The 15,736-nt window shown below is 34.9% G+C and carries 16 protein-coding genes, 1 tRNA gene and 2 pseudogenes; 12 read left to right on the top strand and 7 right to left on the bottom strand.

The features are described 5' to 3' along the window. Positions 1-19 precede the first annotated feature (19 nt). From ONI09_RS01450 to ONI09_RS01435, 5 genes are all read left to right on the top strand, one after another. Positions 20-1,234 (top strand): actin-bundling T4SS effector WalE1 family protein, encoded by a 1,215-nt coding sequence (locus tag ONI09_RS01450; protein ID WP_458695105.1) that lies wholly within the window; start codon positions 20-22, stop codon positions 1,232-1,234. Next, positions 1,231-1,518: a hypothetical protein gene (locus tag ONI09_RS07050; RefSeq protein WP_458695104.1), complete on the top strand. Its 288-nt coding sequence runs from the start codon at positions 1,231-1,233 to the stop codon at positions 1,516-1,518. The genes ONI09_RS01450 and ONI09_RS07050 overlap by 4 nt, the downstream gene beginning before the upstream one ends. A gap of 776 nt (positions 1,519-2,294) precedes the next feature. Further along, positions 2,295-2,630: a divalent-cation tolerance protein CutA gene (gene cutA / locus ONI09_RS01445; RefSeq protein WP_006279213.1), complete on the top strand. Its 336-nt coding sequence runs from the start codon at positions 2,295-2,297 to the stop codon at positions 2,628-2,630. Then, positions 2,621-2,695, top strand: a tRNA-Gln gene (locus ONI09_RS01440). Before cutA ends, ONI09_RS01440 begins: the two co-directional genes overlap by 10 nt. A gap of 135 nt (positions 2,696-2,830) precedes the next feature. Continuing rightward, entirely contained in the window at positions 2,831-3,289 is a 459-nt protein-coding gene (locus tag ONI09_RS01435) for a hypothetical protein (RefSeq protein ID WP_265014200.1), read from the top strand. Between the two features lie 15 nt (positions 3,290-3,304). Here ONI09_RS01435 and ONI09_RS01430 read toward each other — a convergent pair whose 3' ends face one another. Then, entirely contained in the window at positions 3,305-3,481 is a 177-nt protein-coding gene (locus tag ONI09_RS01430) for a hypothetical protein (RefSeq protein ID WP_265014199.1), read from the bottom strand. 304 nt (positions 3,482-3,785) lie between these two features. On the opposite strand from ONI09_RS01430, the gene ONI09_RS01425 reads away from it, so the two are divergent. Beyond that, complete coding sequence (locus ONI09_RS01425; RefSeq protein WP_265014198.1) at positions 3,786-3,923, top strand: hypothetical protein; 138 nt, start codon at positions 3,786-3,788, stop codon at positions 3,921-3,923. A 621-nt stretch (positions 3,924-4,544) separates the two neighbouring features. Here ONI09_RS01425 and recG read toward each other — a convergent pair. Continuing rightward, complete coding sequence (recG, locus tag ONI09_RS01420; RefSeq protein ID WP_265014197.1) at positions 4,545-6,566, bottom strand: ATP-dependent DNA helicase RecG; 2,022 nt, start codon at positions 6,564-6,566, stop codon at positions 4,545-4,547. A 296-nt stretch (positions 6,567-6,862) separates the two neighbouring features. On the opposite strand from recG, the pseudogene ONI09_RS06895 reads away from it, so the two are divergent. Continuing rightward, positions 6,863-7,692, top strand: a pseudogene (locus tag ONI09_RS06895) (hypothetical protein). 3 nt (positions 7,693-7,695) lie between these two features. On the opposite strand, the gene miaA reads toward ONI09_RS06895, so the two are convergent. Then, complete coding sequence (gene miaA, locus ONI09_RS01410) at positions 7,696-8,589, bottom strand: tRNA (adenosine(37)-N6)-dimethylallyltransferase MiaA (RefSeq protein WP_265014196.1); 894 nt, start codon at positions 8,587-8,589, stop codon at positions 7,696-7,698. A 75-nt stretch (positions 8,590-8,664) separates the two neighbouring features. Between miaA and ONI09_RS01405 the strand changes: the two genes are divergently transcribed. From ONI09_RS01405 to ONI09_RS01380, 5 genes and pseudogenes are all read left to right on the top strand, one after another. Further along, positions 8,665-9,135, top strand: a complete 471-nt coding sequence (locus ONI09_RS01405) for a hypothetical protein (RefSeq protein ID WP_265014195.1) — start codon at positions 8,665-8,667, stop codon at positions 9,133-9,135. A 118-nt stretch (positions 9,136-9,253) separates the two neighbouring features. Then, positions 9,254-9,841, top strand: a complete 588-nt coding sequence (locus tag ONI09_RS01400) for an L-threonylcarbamoyladenylate synthase (protein ID WP_265014194.1) — start codon at positions 9,254-9,256, stop codon at positions 9,839-9,841. Positions 9,842-9,858: 17 nt separating this feature from the next. Next, positions 9,859-10,680, top strand: coding sequence for an AAA family ATPase (locus tag ONI09_RS01395; protein ID WP_265014193.1), 822 nt, complete (start codon positions 9,859-9,861; stop codon positions 10,678-10,680). A 73-nt stretch (positions 10,681-10,753) separates the two neighbouring features. Beyond that, positions 10,754-11,548: pseudogene (locus ONI09_RS06800) on the top strand (hypothetical protein). Positions 11,549-11,616: 68 nt separating this feature from the next. Beyond that, complete coding sequence (locus ONI09_RS01380; RefSeq protein WP_264707314.1) at positions 11,617-12,276, top strand: conjugal transfer protein TraJ; 660 nt, start codon at positions 11,617-11,619, stop codon at positions 12,274-12,276. A gap of 6 nt (positions 12,277-12,282) precedes the next feature. Here ONI09_RS01380 and ONI09_RS01375 read toward each other — a convergent pair whose 3' ends face one another. The 4 genes from ONI09_RS01375 to proS form a co-directional block, all read right to left on the bottom strand. Then, positions 12,283-13,764 (bottom strand): proton-conducting transporter transmembrane domain-containing protein, encoded by a 1,482-nt coding sequence (locus tag ONI09_RS01375; protein WP_265014409.1) that lies wholly within the window; start codon positions 13,762-13,764, stop codon positions 12,283-12,285. Between the two features lie 69 nt (positions 13,765-13,833). Continuing rightward, positions 13,834-14,088, bottom strand: coding sequence for a hypothetical protein (locus ONI09_RS01370; protein ID WP_265014190.1), 255 nt, complete (start codon positions 14,086-14,088; stop codon positions 13,834-13,836). A gap of 11 nt (positions 14,089-14,099) precedes the next feature. Then, positions 14,100-14,471: a holo-[acyl-carrier-protein] synthase gene (locus ONI09_RS01365; protein ID WP_265014189.1), complete on the bottom strand. Its 372-nt coding sequence runs from the start codon at positions 14,469-14,471 to the stop codon at positions 14,100-14,102. Further along, positions 14,468-15,736, bottom strand: coding sequence for a proline--tRNA ligase (gene proS, locus ONI09_RS01360; protein ID WP_265014188.1), 1,269 nt, complete (start codon positions 15,734-15,736; stop codon positions 14,468-14,470). The genes ONI09_RS01365 and proS overlap by 4 nt, the downstream gene beginning before the upstream one ends.

Raw genomic sequence — 15,736 nt, 5'->3', positions numbered from 1 at the left:
ATTAATAGTGAGGTTTAAAATGTTAGCCAGTGAACAAACAAATTCAAGTCCTGTTAAAAAAAGTTCTACTTTTGTGGAAGCTTTGCAGGGTAAACTACATGATATAAAAAATTTCTCTAATTGGTCTGCAAAAGAGCAAATGGTTGCAGTAGGTGCAGTAGGTGTGATGGTTGGTGCATTACTTCCATTTGTGGCAGCTGCTTTACCGATTGCTGCAACAGGTGCAATAGTTGCCCTTACTCTATTTTTTGCTGTGAAAGCAGTTGAATACACATTCAAAGGGCTCAAATGGTCAGCAGAAAAAACAGTTAATGGGGCGAAATATACTGCCGGAAAAGTTAGAGATGGTGCTGTACATGTTAAAGATAAGGTGAAAGAAGGTTATGAACATTCAGTAGATTCACTGAAAAAAGGCGCTAGTTTTGTAGGCGAAGGAGTGGCAAATAAGTTCCATAAGGCATCTGGTGAAACGGACTATTTAGATAAGGTAAAAAGGTTTACTCCAGATGCAATTAAGAAATCTGACGAAATAAGAAATGATATGAAAGCAATTTTTGCTGATAAAGGAAATAATTCTGGGTTAGTGAAAAATATACTTTCTGGAATATCGTCAGAAATTGATTTAAAAATGGCAGAGAAGGCAAAATCAGGGGAGATTGAGCATACTTCTCGATGGCAAGTACAGAAAGAATTCATTAATAATTTAAATGAAAAAAGCTTGCATAACTTGTTAACACAAAGGTCATTACCTAAAGGTAGTTATTTCATCGACAGTGTTTTCTCTGAACATCACGATGAAATTAAGAAGGTTATTAAAGAATGTAGAGAAAATCATTTGTACTCAAGCGTAAGCAATATGTTTGACAGAGCAGAGAAAAAAGCTAACAGGCCTTCTGTCAAAAGTTTAACTAGGTCTGTGTCATCATCATTCTCTTCACTGGGAAGAAAAGGCTCTGAACAATCTAACAGCTTGTCAAAAAGCAGTTCACTAGATTCTGTAAGGACTGACAGTACAGAGCCACCTATAAAAGTAGGAAATAGCACTTTTTACGTTGCTCCACTGAAGCTACCAAGAAGCAATTCACTAAATTCTATAGGAACTGAAAGTACTGCTACTGTCTCTGATTCAGATTCTCAGAACTTTGCAACAGTCCGTAGAAGCAATTCATCTAGTAGCTTACTCCTAAGCTTACTCCAGTTGCTCCACCAGAACTACCTAGAAGCGCCTCATTGACTAACTTAAATGGACAAAGTTCTTTCAGTGAAGATGTTCTCAGTGATCCTATTGTGGAGCAAAACCTGGATAGTTTGAGTAACAGAACTCTCACTCACAGTAATTCTACTGATAGTGGAATGGGTTCTGGTTCTTCTACGCTAACAAGAAAACAAGTTCTTCCTTTAAAAGAAGAATTTGACAGAGAACTCGAAGAAAAGTTGGCAAAACGACGCGCATCTCTAGATCAACCTAGTGCAGAACCTGTCAACTCAAGAGCTACAGCAACTCCAGGAACAGTGTAATAAGTAAAACTTCTACCTTCTCCAAAAGGATGTTACTCAATGAGTAACGTCCTTTTTTTGTTTTTAAACTATAGAAAAATCCTAGATCCCAGCGGTATGCGTACAACCGTATGAACATTGTGATTTCTCTGCTAGGAAAGGTGTCATCCGAGTAGCTGACACTGGGATGGCTTTGTTGCATCGCTAGCTATGATGGATTAAAGATAAAAAAGATGGAGAATATCAGTAGCTTATTATTCTGGTATTTATAACAAGAACGGTCAGTGAATACCTAAATTTGAGTAAAAGAAATTTCACTACCACTCACTAATCCGGCTAAAATTCAAGAATTTCAATGCTTTAGCTATTTTCAATAGAATTAAATTTATTAATATAAATAATAAATTACTATTCTTAAATTTGATCAGATTGATTGCAAAAAAACAAGATTTTCAATAAGTTACTTATAATCCTAACTATAGTTAGCCTTTCATAAGTAGCGATGCAACAAAGCCCACTGGGATCCAGGAAAGTTTGCTTGTTTACAAGCAAACTAGCATAGAAAGTGGTTACAACGTTTTCGATGAGATTATATGGAAAACTGAATTCCAGTGTCAAGCACTGGAATGACATCACAGGGGCACTGGGATGACACCTTTACGTTTGAGGCAAACTAGCTATAACACTTAACATACTACCTTTGCAAACAAATGTTCATACAGTACGCGCTGGCGTTATTTTCTCTTGATGAATAAATCTCGGTAGAGTATAGTAGCAATGCATTTATGTAGCTACTAATGAATAATTTAGTTTTGGTTTATACAACTTTTTCAAATTTTGAGGAGGCTAAAACTGTTTCTGAAGAATTATTAAACGAGAAATTAATTGTATGTGTAAATATATTTCCCGAAGTGAATTCTCTGTATTTATGGGAAGGTAAAATTAGTAATAGTTGTGAAGTAGTGGCAATTATGAAGAGCAGGAATGATCAAGTTGATAAAATTGTAGAAAAAATCGAAGCAATGCATTCTTATGATCAGCCAGCTATTGCTGTGATGCCCATAGAAAAAGCAAATAAATCTTTTACTAATTGGGCTAATAGTGTTATTGATGTAAGTAGTATTGGGGTGTAGCCAAGTGGTAAGGCAGCGGTTTTTGATACCGCCACGCGAAGGTTCGAATCCTTCCACCCCAGCCATATTGAAGTGGGTGTGAAATGATATTACTTTTCTATAAATTAAGATTATTGAATTATATATTAGGTAGTCTAAAAGATATAATTGTGAAACTGTTTCTCTTCACAATGTATCTTTACACATTCAGCATTGTGCTCATGTTTCTCAGCAATGGTTTTTGGTATGCTGTAGAATTTTGCTCTTTCAAAAATGCGTTTTACCGTTTGTTTCAATATTGCAAGTGGTATTATGAAAATAGGGAAGATCTCGGTTACGGAATTTCTATTCGAATATTAGTGGCGTTTCTTACTCCGCATTTTCTCTATAAATTATTACTTGGCACAGGCTGGAAGTCCTTTTTAAAGGAAAAGATAATACAGATACTCAACACAAGAAGAAAAAAGGGTAGTGAGTTCAGTAACAGTAGCAAACCAAGTGGCAGTAGTTATAGTGATAAGAATAATTACAGCAATAACAGTGGTAACAATGAGCGTCAAGCTCAAGATGCAAAGCGAAAAGTAAACATGATAAAGCAGCTATTAATCAAAGATATAGGGGCAACTATAGATAGGAGATTGAATTATATTTTTTTCGGTAAAAGGAGTAAACCTCATTAAGTATATAAAAAGACTTTATCTAGTAAGGCTTTTTAAGGTTGGCTGTATTTTATTTTTTACGTATACCGGATCACAATCAGCCAATATACATGTATGCACAAAATCTTGACTAAAGTCTGGCAACCAAGAAATTGCCTTACGTTTTTCTACCAAGCTTTCTGTTTTTTTACAGTTACTTGCTGCATCAATCATTGCCTGCGCTATTACTGATTTCTACAGCAAATAATACCTTTGTATATCATCTGACGTACTATTTGTTTCATAGTGGTTAAGAAATTCTTTAAAATTGAAGTTGTTTGACATAATGATACCTCTTTGGATTGAAATTTGAAATGATTTGAGTTTATGTCGCCACAGCAGATTCCGCTAACAAGCAGCGGGATAACGAATTACTTAACCGTCATTACACCTTCATACCGCGATTCATTCGCGGTATCTCGCTAACAAGCAGCGGACCGTCATACCGCCGCGGCGCTAACAAGCAGCGGGATGACGGTTGTCAGGCCAGCGCCCCCATGATGTCATTCAAGTAGCTGACACTGGTTCCTTTATGACGGCAGTGCCCCTATGGTGTCATCCCAGTGTCCCTATAATGTCATCCCAGTGCCCAGACACTGGGATCCAGGAATTTTGATTGGATACTGGGTTGGTAAGCATAAAAGTGTTATGTAAAATACAACGTTCTTGATGGGATTGTGTGAAATGCTGGATTCCAGACTGGAATGACATCACAGGAGCACTGACCTCTCTTGGGCTCTTTTAGCCATAAACATTAAGAAATTTACCAAATAAAAAAAAGGCAAAAGAAGCCCCGTGGTTATTATCCGCTTTAAAATATTGGCGTTTTTTATGTTTTAAACGCTTGACAAGCGAGATTCAGCCGCTTTTAATTGCAACTAACTTACGCTGCAAATGTTTAAGAAGTTTACTAAGCAGAAAAAAAGACAAAGAATCCCCGAGTTAGCTAGTCTTTTACTATCTCTGTCGAGTATTGGCATTTTTTGATGTCTTGTAACGCTTTATAAGCGCGTTCAGCTTATTTAGATAAAAACCTAGATGTAGATGAAGTTTTGTAAAGACATACAGTATCTATATACTGCAAAAAATTGAACATAAGACGCCGATACATTAAGTAATCCTTACCTTTTAATCTGCAGATTGGCGAAAGCAAATACAATAGCTTCAGTTTCATGATAAGGGGGCTGGTGAGGTTTGTCAAGGAAGTTTTTTTGTTTCTGCGGGCTACCTGGTTTTTCTACTGAAATTTTGAAAAATGTAATCTACTCCTATATTCAAATATATCAAGCAGTAATTCAAAATCAGCCATTGCGCCTTTTGCGTTATTATACGCGAGATTGAGCAGCTCTTTGTCCTGATATAAATCAGCAAATTTAAATTCCATACATCCTGATTGTTTTGTGCCTAAAATATCTCCACTGCCTCTTAGCATCATATCCCTTTCAGCAATGTAAAATCCATCTTGTGACTCACACATGATCTTTAACTTTGAAGATGAGCTTTTACTTAAATTATCGTATAATAATACACAAAAAGATGGCTTGTTTCCTCGCCCTACTCTGCCTCTTAACTGATGCAATTGTGATAACCCAAATTGCTCTGCATTTTCTATAATCATGATGGTTGCATCTGGCACATCTATACCAACTTCTATCACAGTGGTTGCAACAAGCAGAGAAAATTCATTCCTTTTGAAGGAAAACATAACTTGATCTTTCTGCTCCTGAGTCAATTTTCCGTGTATTATTCCGACTTTATCAAGAAATGTTTTTTGTAATTCCTGAAAACGCATCTCTGCTGCAGCAATATTGGTCTCTTCGTTTTCTTCTATATATGGACAAATCCAATATGCTTTTTCGCCCCTGTTTATAGCACCTTTTAGCTTTTCAATAACATCTGGCATCCTACTAATGTTCATAGTTACAGTTTTTATTGGCAATCTGGATTTTGGTTTTTCTTTCAAAATTGAACATTCAACATCACCATACATAGCTTGCTGCAAGGTTCTTGGAATGGGAGTTGCAGTAACGAAAAGTATATCGGCATTTTCTCCTTTTCCTACCAAGCGATTTCTCTGCATCACTCCAAATCGCTGTTGCTCGTCTATGACTGCAAGCCCTAAATTTTTAAATGTAACGTTAGCTTGAAATAGTGCATGAGTGCCAATCACTATATTTAAAACACCACTTGCAAGTTCGTTCATGATAATCTTTCTTTCCTTGCGCGAAGTTTTACCAGTAAGCAGCGCAACTTTTATATCGGTACAGGATAAAACTTCCTCAATCCAATTATAATGTTGCTCCGCCAAGATAGTAGTCGGTGCCATTAGAGCTGCCTGCATGTTGTTTTCTACCACATTTATCATCGCAAAAAGTGCAACTACGGTTTTGCCACTACCAACATCACCTTGCAGCAAGCTTATCATGCGATACTTGGATTTTTGTCTCTCTGAGATCTCATCTATTGCACGAGTTTGATCATTTGTTAATTGAAACGACAATTCATTTAAAACTTGCTCTTTGTATTTACTCAATATTATAAATTCTCTTCCCCTTTCTTTCACATGATTTTTTCTTGCAAGTTTCAGCGCTAGCTGATACGCAAACAATTCATCATAAGCAAGCCTTTTTCTACAAACCTCAGCTTCCGCCAATGAGCTTGGTCTGTGCAACTTTATGATGCTTTCCCTCCAACTTAACCATTTTTTTTGCTTGATTAATGTATCATCTATCCACTCTGGTAAATCAGGCAATTCCTTTAGATTAGAGCTTATTATGTTCCCAATGCGCTTATTGGTAATGCCACGGAATAATTGGTAAACTGGCTCTATGCAAGCTATTTCTTTAAATTGGTTGATGTCAAGCGACACGTAATCTGGATGAGTAATTTGCCAATGTTCAGCAAATTTTTCGAGTTTGCCACTGATGATCACATTCGCTCCAATTGGAAATAGTTTATATAAATACTTAACTGAGTAATTAAAAAAGACTATGAATATATACTGACTCTCACTTTCAACGACTATTTTATATGGTCTACCTCTAAAAGTGGGCGACTGATGTTCATAAACTTTTGCAATGAAAGTTGTAAATTCTCCAACTCGAGCATCAGATAGTAACTTGCTTCTATCCACATAACTAAGTGGCTTATAAAACAGCAGATCCACCACCTTGTCCCCACCACAAAGTTTAGGCAATATTGCGGAATGGAACTTAGGTATATTCTCCAGCCTGCTATTTAGAAAAATCTGATTGCTCATTGAGATTCATACATGTGTAAAACTGTTATAGAGCCTTTTTAAAATCTTGTCACCTTATGGTCAGGTATGCACTATAGCTAGCACAGCTCTCTAACGTCATACCGCGATTCATTCGCGGTATCTCAGCCGCTAACACGTAACGGAATGACGAATTTGTTGTTTTTAAAATCGTCGGTAAGCCTAAGTTACCCCTAACTATATTTGCTATCATAGGGCTTATAGTAGGTATTTTATTAACTTATTAATCATTTTTATGTGTTATTATACCATTAGCAGTCTATATCAAGGTATTAATGATGAACAGCTCTACACCAAAAGAAAAGGAAAATCCAATAGTTACACTAAGAGCTCAAGCAGAAAAGTTTGGTTTTAGCAGGTTGAGGGCTGGTAAAGATAATGCTGAAGCGAATTCTGGTGCAACTATGTACGTAGATCTTCCAAGAATGAAACTTGTTATTCAGAACAAAGTTATAACAAAAGAGCTTGTTGATGAATTATATAATAAACATACCAACCTCATTTCAAATGACAAAAATAAGTACCGCCAATTTGTAAAACAAGTTTTTACAGAGCTATTTGAATATGCTGAAGCAGAAGTTCCAAATGATTCTATTCTAGAAGAACTAATCACTAATTGTAACCAGGCTGCTTATGTGGGTGCATTGTATGGTAAAGGAGAGGACCTATCCTTCATTTAGCTGAAACATATGGGTTATTGTTTCAGTCTAATCATGTAACACATATTAATTGTAGTGATCCAAGTCATGCGGCAATCAGAATTGAAGAAAAAATTGCAGTTCGCACTTTTGCAGAACTGGAAGAAGAATTATGTAAATTGGATAGCTCGCTAGAATTCACACTTAAGTCTCAAGGTGATAAAAATGTAACATATGAAGATGGTAAATTGTCACTTACTGTTCCTAAGAGACTGAAGGACTATAACATAGGTGATAAAAACTTGTTTGACGTTATAAAAGAGTGTTTTCAGAAATTTTGCGAGAGGCTTGGATTTTTTAAAATAAAAATAGAGCATGGCTTGGATAAGCCACCAAAAGTGAACAGCCATCTGGAAAATATGGAACCGCCCATTCATAGCAATGAGTATGGAAATACACCTAGAAACTAACAATTAAAATATTTCAAGCGCTGTTAGCTCATTTGCACAATCAATGACTTCAGAACTTGGGAACTGGTTTTTAAACCAAGTATACTGGCGTTTTGCGTAGTGTCTTGTGTTTATTTGAGCAATCTGTATCGCTTCGTCTAAAGTAATCTCACCTTTCAAATACTTTACAATTTCTGGCACTCCATGTGCTTTCATAGCTGGCAAATGTGGGGCTAGGTTCATGCTAAGTAGCTTTTTTACTTCATCAAGTGCTCCATTTTCAATCATTATAATGAAACGAGAATTTATTTTTCGGTATACATCTTCACGTTTAGGCAGAATTGTATATATCTTAAAATTATTGAATAAAGGAGGCTGTCTATTCTCTTGCCATACAAAAATTGACTTGCCAGTTTCAGTGATAACTTCAAGTGCCCTTGAAAGGCGGTGCGAGTCATTCATGAACACTTTACCTTGAATCCTTGGATCTTTGCTTAGCGCTAATTTGTAAAACTCCTCTTTACTTAAATTTTTCCTTAATTTGCTTACATTTTTCCTCACTTCCTGACTTATTTGTGGCATTGATGATAAGCCTTTGATTAAACTGCTGATGTAAAGCCCGCTTCCTCCAGTGATGATAGGTATTTGAGCATTTTCTAATGCGTGATTAACTTCTTTTTCTAAATCTTCTAACCATAGACCCACGGAATAATTTTCTTTTGCTGAAACATAACCATATAGTTTATAAAATACTTCTTGCTTTGGTGGTTGAGCAGTAATTATGGGAATTTCTTCATATACCTGCTTTGAATCACAATTTATTATACTAATATTTCCATATTTTTCTATCAGGTTATCGCATAATTCTGATTTACCTGAGGCCGTAATTCCTGTAATAATTACTATATTATTTTTCATTTATATTAATTTAATTAACATATGATAAAGTGTAGTAAAAGTTTGGATTCTACAATCTAAAGTTTGGAGATTTTTATGGCAGAAAACAACGACAATCATTCATTTACTAAGCGTTTCACAAACAGGACTCCTGGCGGTACAGGGGAAGGTTTTTCCAGTCAGTATTCGTCTCAAAACACCAAAGAACGGGCATTAGGGGAAAAAGGAAAAATTTCTGAATTAGCAGGCAAAAAAACCGAATCCAAGGAAGCTTTTTCTGAAAGTGGCGGCATAAAAAGTAAAAGCAGAACTGTCAATGAAAGATCTTTTGCTGATGCAACAAAAAGAAGTAGGTCAGATCTTATATACTTAGTCCGTGGTAAAGATCGTGGAAAATCAGCGTGGCATTATGTATTAGTTGATAAAGAGAAAAGAGAAATGTTTCTAGCAAAAAGCAGAACTGGCTCTATAGATGCTGCAGACTATGGAGAGATTTTGTATTCAGGATGGGGAGAGGATCCACCACAGGCAATAATGGATAAAGTCAATGAAGAGTTTGGGTTGTAGCAAATCTGCATAACAAATGGTAAGCTGCGTTGTATTATATTCACAAAAACTAGCAGTTACTATATAAGATACAATGCAACAAAACTGATCTAGTTGTTATGAATAAGTTTTTAGCTATATGGTATCTAAAATAATAAATGCAATACAGAACAACTTGTTAGTGTGTTTTCCAACAGAAACAGTGTATGCTCTTGCTTGTAATGCATTAAATAATGAATCTATAGGAAAAATATATCAGATAAAGAAACGCTCTCAAAATAAGCCACTCTCCATATTTGTTAGTGATATTTACAATTTGACAAAAATAGCAAAGGTAAAGGAAAGATATATTGATTTAATAAACCACTTTTCTCCTGGACCAATTACCTATATTTTACCACTTAAAAACAACAATATATTGCCAAACGAATTCTTTAAAGATAGTATAGGCATCAGAATCCCTAAGCATCCTATTGCAATTTCAATATTAAATAAACTTAAAGTTCCAATAGTTGCAACTAGTATAAATATTTCAGGAGAAAAAAGTGTATGTAAGGCAGACGATATACCACAATCCATTAAGCAACATTTATCTGTAGTGATTGAAGATGATGAACTAATTTCTGGTACAGAATCTACTATTATTGACTTAACCGAAGATAAGATTAAGGTTTTAAGGGAAGGTGCAATTTCATTACAAACAGTAAACAACGCATTTTCAAACTAAGATCTATAGGAGAAAAAATGAAAAGAGTAATAGGTCACAACCAGGCCAAAAAAAAATTAATGAACAACTTATCTGTTCAGTCTTGGCTGATCTGTGGTAAAAAAGGTATAGGAAAAGCAACGCTTGCAAAATCCTTCTCCAATTGGTTACTCATAAAAAGCTATAATGAAGTAGCATTGGACTTACACATTGTTGAAGGTGATACTATCGGAATAGAAAAAGTCAGAGAAATGAAAAACTTTCTACACTTAAGTCCCATTCAATCAGAACACAAAATAGCTATAATAGATAGCTTAGAGGCAATGACTAATAACGCTAAAAACGCAATATTGAAAATATTAGAAGAGCCGCCAAAAAATTCTAAGATATTTATAATTAGCCATAAGCCATATGATATACAAACCACTATCTTGTGTAGGTGCTTTCAGCTAAATTTACTTCCATTAACTTACGATGAAACAAATCAAGTTGCTTCATCTCAATGTAAATTTGATGATCAAACGTTTGACGAAATGATTACTTTATTTCCTGGAATGCCAGGAATGATAATAAATGCAATAAGTAGTGATGCTTATGAAGCATACAAATGCTTTTATAAATTTCTTCATGATTTAAAGAATCCCAATATGATTAATAAAGTAATTAATAGCGAAATCGAACTAGAACTAGCATCATATATAATTCAGGCCTTCATTTTAGAAAGCATAAAGAGAGAGGTAAATGATGTTGAAATTCTGCTAAGTCAGTGGAAAAAAATAGATGAACTTTTTGTTGTTGCTAAGCAACTCCACTTAGATAAAAAGCATGTTTTAGCTAATGTAGTTAATATCATGACATAAGTTTACAAAGTATAATACTTTTAACATAAATTCATGATAAAATCCTGTTAATTTAATACTTGAAGTATATAATTTGACTGATAATAAATTAACTGTATGGCAATCAATAGAAGTTTTGACAAAAGCCATACTGAACATGCAGAAAGAATTGAGTTCAATCAAGAATATAGCTTTAGACCAGGACGTCACCTTAGAAAAAGGAAAGGAGTTATTAAGTGGCATCTATGAGGCAAATTTTAAGCTAAACAAGGCAATCAATATAGCCACTTTGCCAAAAATTGGCTATCATATGCTAAATGGCGAGCTTGTTGTACGTAATCATATTACAGAAGAGGAAGTAAAGATTCCTAGAGATTTTCATTACCTTAAAGTCGTTAAATCTGATCATGATGATCATAAATTAACGTTTTGTAATTTTTTAGGTAACGAGTTTTTTGAATATAAAAAGTATGATCCACAATATTCTGGTATTTCAGATGAATATAAATTTGTGAATTTTGGTAGTGTAAAAAAGACTCATAATCTATGATTTAAGGAATACGCTGGTCATGCACCTAAATTTTTTGCTGCAGAAGGGCCTATTGAGCCTGGATCCCAAAACCATGCAATTGATCTATTTGAGCTAGTCAAAAGTGGTAAAGGTAGAAAAGTGGGAGCCTTTGCTGATGAATTTGGTTATTTTGATGATCAAAATAAATTGCATTATTATAATTATCACAAAAGTGCAGAAAGTAATACTTATGATCCTGAAAATTTCAGTGTAAAAATGATAAATATAGATGTGAGCAAAATCGATAAATTCTACCTCATTGCAGAACAAGGTGATATAATCATTCATCCTATTTGGGAAAATTTAGACATATTTTAAAGTTTTTTTTAGAGTATCTAAGCTTATTGTTATTATAATGATCCGACTAGGTCTGGTAGTATTGTGTTATGGAAGATAAATTACTTGAATCAGTAAAAAACAAAAGTTATTTCAGTAAAGCAGTCGAATGGTACTGCCATAGGTATCTGTTTTGTGTAGCAGAAAGATCTTGGATGGCATTAATAGTATCGCTTCTCCTAGTATGCTTATGTTTATTAACATTAAACATATACCTGTTATTTCCTATTAAAAAAGATTTAAATTTTGTGAAGTATATGAACCACACAGAAGATGAGTTCTCCGCAATGCATAAGCTTAGTTTCAGTAAAAAGGAAGATGAATACACTTCCACAGCGAGGTACTTAATAAGTAAATACATCGAAATATATGAGTCCATTAAGACCGTTGAACCGAAGTACCAAGAAAATTTTATAAGAAACAATTCTATACATAAAATCTATCAAGGCTTTCAGGAAAAAACGAACAATGAAGCTGTTTCATCCAAAAGAAAAATTGCCAACATAAATGTAATAACATTATCTATTGATCGATCGACCAAGGACTTAGTTACATTTGCTGGAAATGCTACTGTAGTTTTTGCAACCGAGCAAAATAAGGAGGTGAAAAATCAGGCTGTTGAGATTAGCTTCACTTTGTCGAATATAAAAGCAACTCTGGCTGGTATAATACCATTTAAATTTATTGTTAATGGTTATAAATACAGATAATCACATTTAAAATATTACTTGGTAGCTAAAAAAAATAACCAAAGTGCACATAGCAGTAATAACTGGAGGTAAAACTAGAAGAATTGGCGTTTTTTTAATGAAGTAATTCTGAGAAGGTTTTAAGAAAAAGGCATTGTAAATCATCGGTAAAAAGTACAGAGCGTTGAGTATAGTACTAACAATTAACACTAGAGTTACAAACACAGAAAGTATTACATTGCCAGAGTTGAAAACAGCTTGAAAAATGAGAAATTTACCCCAAAAAGTTGGAGCAGGCGGCACCCCTATCATAGACAACGCACCTATAGCAAATGCTGTCATGCTAATTGGCATACTGCGTCCTATACCGTAAATCTTATCTATATATTTCTCACCTGCTCTCGTTATTATTGCTCCGGCAACGAAAAACAAAGTGATTTTTGCAAATGCGTGGCAAACTAATTGAAAAATTGCAACCCTCATGCTGAGCTCACTAAAAGTTGAAGCGAACAATATAATATATGACAATTGAGAGATGGTAGAGTAAGCAAGCAATTTCTTTAATTCTTTTTGCTTTAGTGCAATCAATGATGCAGTAATAATAGTAAATCCAGCAGCGTACGGAAGCCACCCTCCAGCAAACCAATTTTGCTGCACAAAACGTTGCATGTTATCGACGCCAAAAGTGTATAATATAACTTTTATGATGATGAAAACTCCGGATTTCACAACAGCAACAGCATGCAGTAGTGCACTCACAGGAGTTGGTGCAACCATTGCTTTTGGTAACCAAAAATGCATTGGCATTAATGCAGCTTTTCCTATTCCGTAAATTAGCATAGCAAAACACACTGCAATAAAAGTGATGAGTGAAGTATCAAATTTGAATATTCCACCACTTACAAAGTCTAAAGTATGAAATTCATTATATAAAAGGCCTATTGCAGGAAAAAATAATACCAAAGAAGAGAAAAATAGCACGCCAAAGTAATAGCGTCCTGCAATCATTGATTCATTTGTTGAGTTGTAAGTAACCAGAGGGTATGTACTAATAGTTAGAAGCTCATAAAAGACAAATGTAGTAAGCAAATCTCCAGAAAAAGCAATAAACATCGCACAGCTAATCGATATTGAAAAAAAGCATAGAAAACTTGAGTGATTGCTATCAGCATAGTTATTCTGCATATAACATATTGCATATATACTGGTTAGTATCCATAAAAACGATATCAATAAACTGAATATTACTCCGGTAGACTCTAGCTTTAAACTAATGTGCAAATTATTACCAAAATCCATGAGGATAAATTGAGAATGATCACCATACACCCAATATAAAGTGCACAGACACGTATACGCAAATAGAAGTAGAGAAGAAGTGACAGTAATACTATTGTTCACTCTGGGCCATTTACCAGTAAAAAAAATAGCTAACGCACTTAAAAGTGGAATCAACGCAGTAATTAATAAATAATTCTCAGTAATAAAAAATGGTAAGGAAAGATACATTAACATTAAATTTTTTGTTTAGGTAAAGTTGGAATTATACTCAAATCATAGAAAAACCGCTATGTTTTTTTAGTTATTTGTGTATGCTATAGCTATACTGCGATTCATTCCACAACTGTACGAACATTTGTTTTTGTTAAACACAACAAAGATGTCATCCCAGTCTGGGATCCAGGAAAGTTTGCTTGTGAGCAAGCAAACTAGCATAGAAAAACGTTTTCGATGAGATTGCAGAAGCCAGTGTCTGGGCACTGGAATGACACCATTTGCTGTGCAGTTTACCTTTAAAAATGAATGTTCATACAGTAAGCCATAAGATGACAAAAGAGTAAACTTTATCTGTGTGAGCTATAGACGCAAATTATAACAAATGCAGTAGCGTAATCTCCATCGTCACTCAGAGAAAGATGAATTTTGGAGATAAAATCCTTGCTAACGGTAAGATATGGCTTGCCTCTTACATCATTGTATATTTCTATATCTTTCATTATAATACCCTGACCACTACCTCGTGCTTTAACAAAAGCCTCCTTTGCTGCAAAGCGTTTAGCAAGATACCTTGCTCGCATTTCTTGACTATTATACTTTCTACTTAGCTCTATTTCTTTTTCAGTGTAGATTCTATTGAGAAATTTTTCCCCGTATTTTTGTAATATCCTCGATACTCTTGGTATATATACTATGTCAGTGCCGATACCGTGTATCATTTTGTGCTAAAGTGATTTATTGCTTCTTCAATCTGCATTTCCTTTACCTCTCCAGTTGCTCTATTTTTTACTTCAACTATCTTTTCATCTATTGCCTTTTTTCCGACAATTATTTGCCACGGCAAGCCTATCAGATCCATTCTAGAAAATTTCACTCCTACACTCCCTTCCATATCATCGTAAAGCACTTCATCGCTTTTTAAAGCTTTATATATTTTATCTGCAGCCTCCGTTACTTTCGGTTGTAAATTGATTAAACCAATTCTGAAAGGAGCTACCGATTCTGGCCAGATAATTCCTTTATCATCATGAAAAGCTTCTATTATTGCACCAACAAGTCTTGAAACCCCAATGCCATACGAACCCATATGTATATTGACATTTTTTCCATCTTGAGAAATAACACTTGCCTTCATAAGCTTTGAGTATTTGTCGCCAAAATAAAAAATATGCCCTATTTCAATACCTTTACTAACATTTAACTGCTCTTGTGATATAGGGCAAGTCTCAGGATCATGCATATCATCTGCAACTGCGTATATACTCTTCAAACTTTCAACATCTTCGCTTTCTAGCAACTCAGAAAATTTGTTGTCGTAATATAAAGTGCTTTCACCAGTGTTTGCCAATATATGAAACTCGTGGCTCAAATTTCCTCCAATTGGCCCCGTATCAGCTCGAACTCCAATTGGGGTAAGTCCCATGCGTTTGAAGATTTTTATGTAAGTCTTGTACATCAAATTGTATGAATTCTGTGCACTTTCGTAATCCACATCAAAACTATATGCATCCTTCATCAAAAATTCCCTACCCCTCATAACGCCATAACGTGGTCTTACCTCATCACGAAATTTCCATTGAATTTGGTATAAACAAAGTGGCAAATCTTTGTAACTTTTTACCACATTTCTAATTAGATCAGTTGCTACCTCCTCGTGCGTTGGACCAAAAAGCATATCTTCCTCATGCCTATCCTTTATACGCAACATTTCCTTACCGTAATCATCGTAACGCTCTGATTCTCGCCAAAGATTTGCCGGTTGTACACAAGGCATCAACACTTCAATAGCACCAGATTTATCCATTTCATCTCTGATGATGTCTTCAATATTTTTAAGCACGCGCAGACCAAGTGGTAACCACGTATAGATGCCAGATGCTATCTGCTTTATTAAACCTGCACGTAAAGAATATTGATGGGAGATAATTTTAGCATGAGCAGGCTTTTCCTTTAGAGTTGGTAAGTAATACTTGGATAAACGCAT

Source organism: Wolbachia endosymbiont of Drosophila pseudotakahashii (assembly GCF_026015925.1).
GTDB classification, from domain to species: domain Bacteria; phylum Pseudomonadota; class Alphaproteobacteria; order Rickettsiales; family Anaplasmataceae; genus Wolbachia; species Wolbachia pipientis.
Note: the sequence above shows the minus strand (reverse complement) of the source record. Positions and strands in the feature narration are given on the sequence as shown.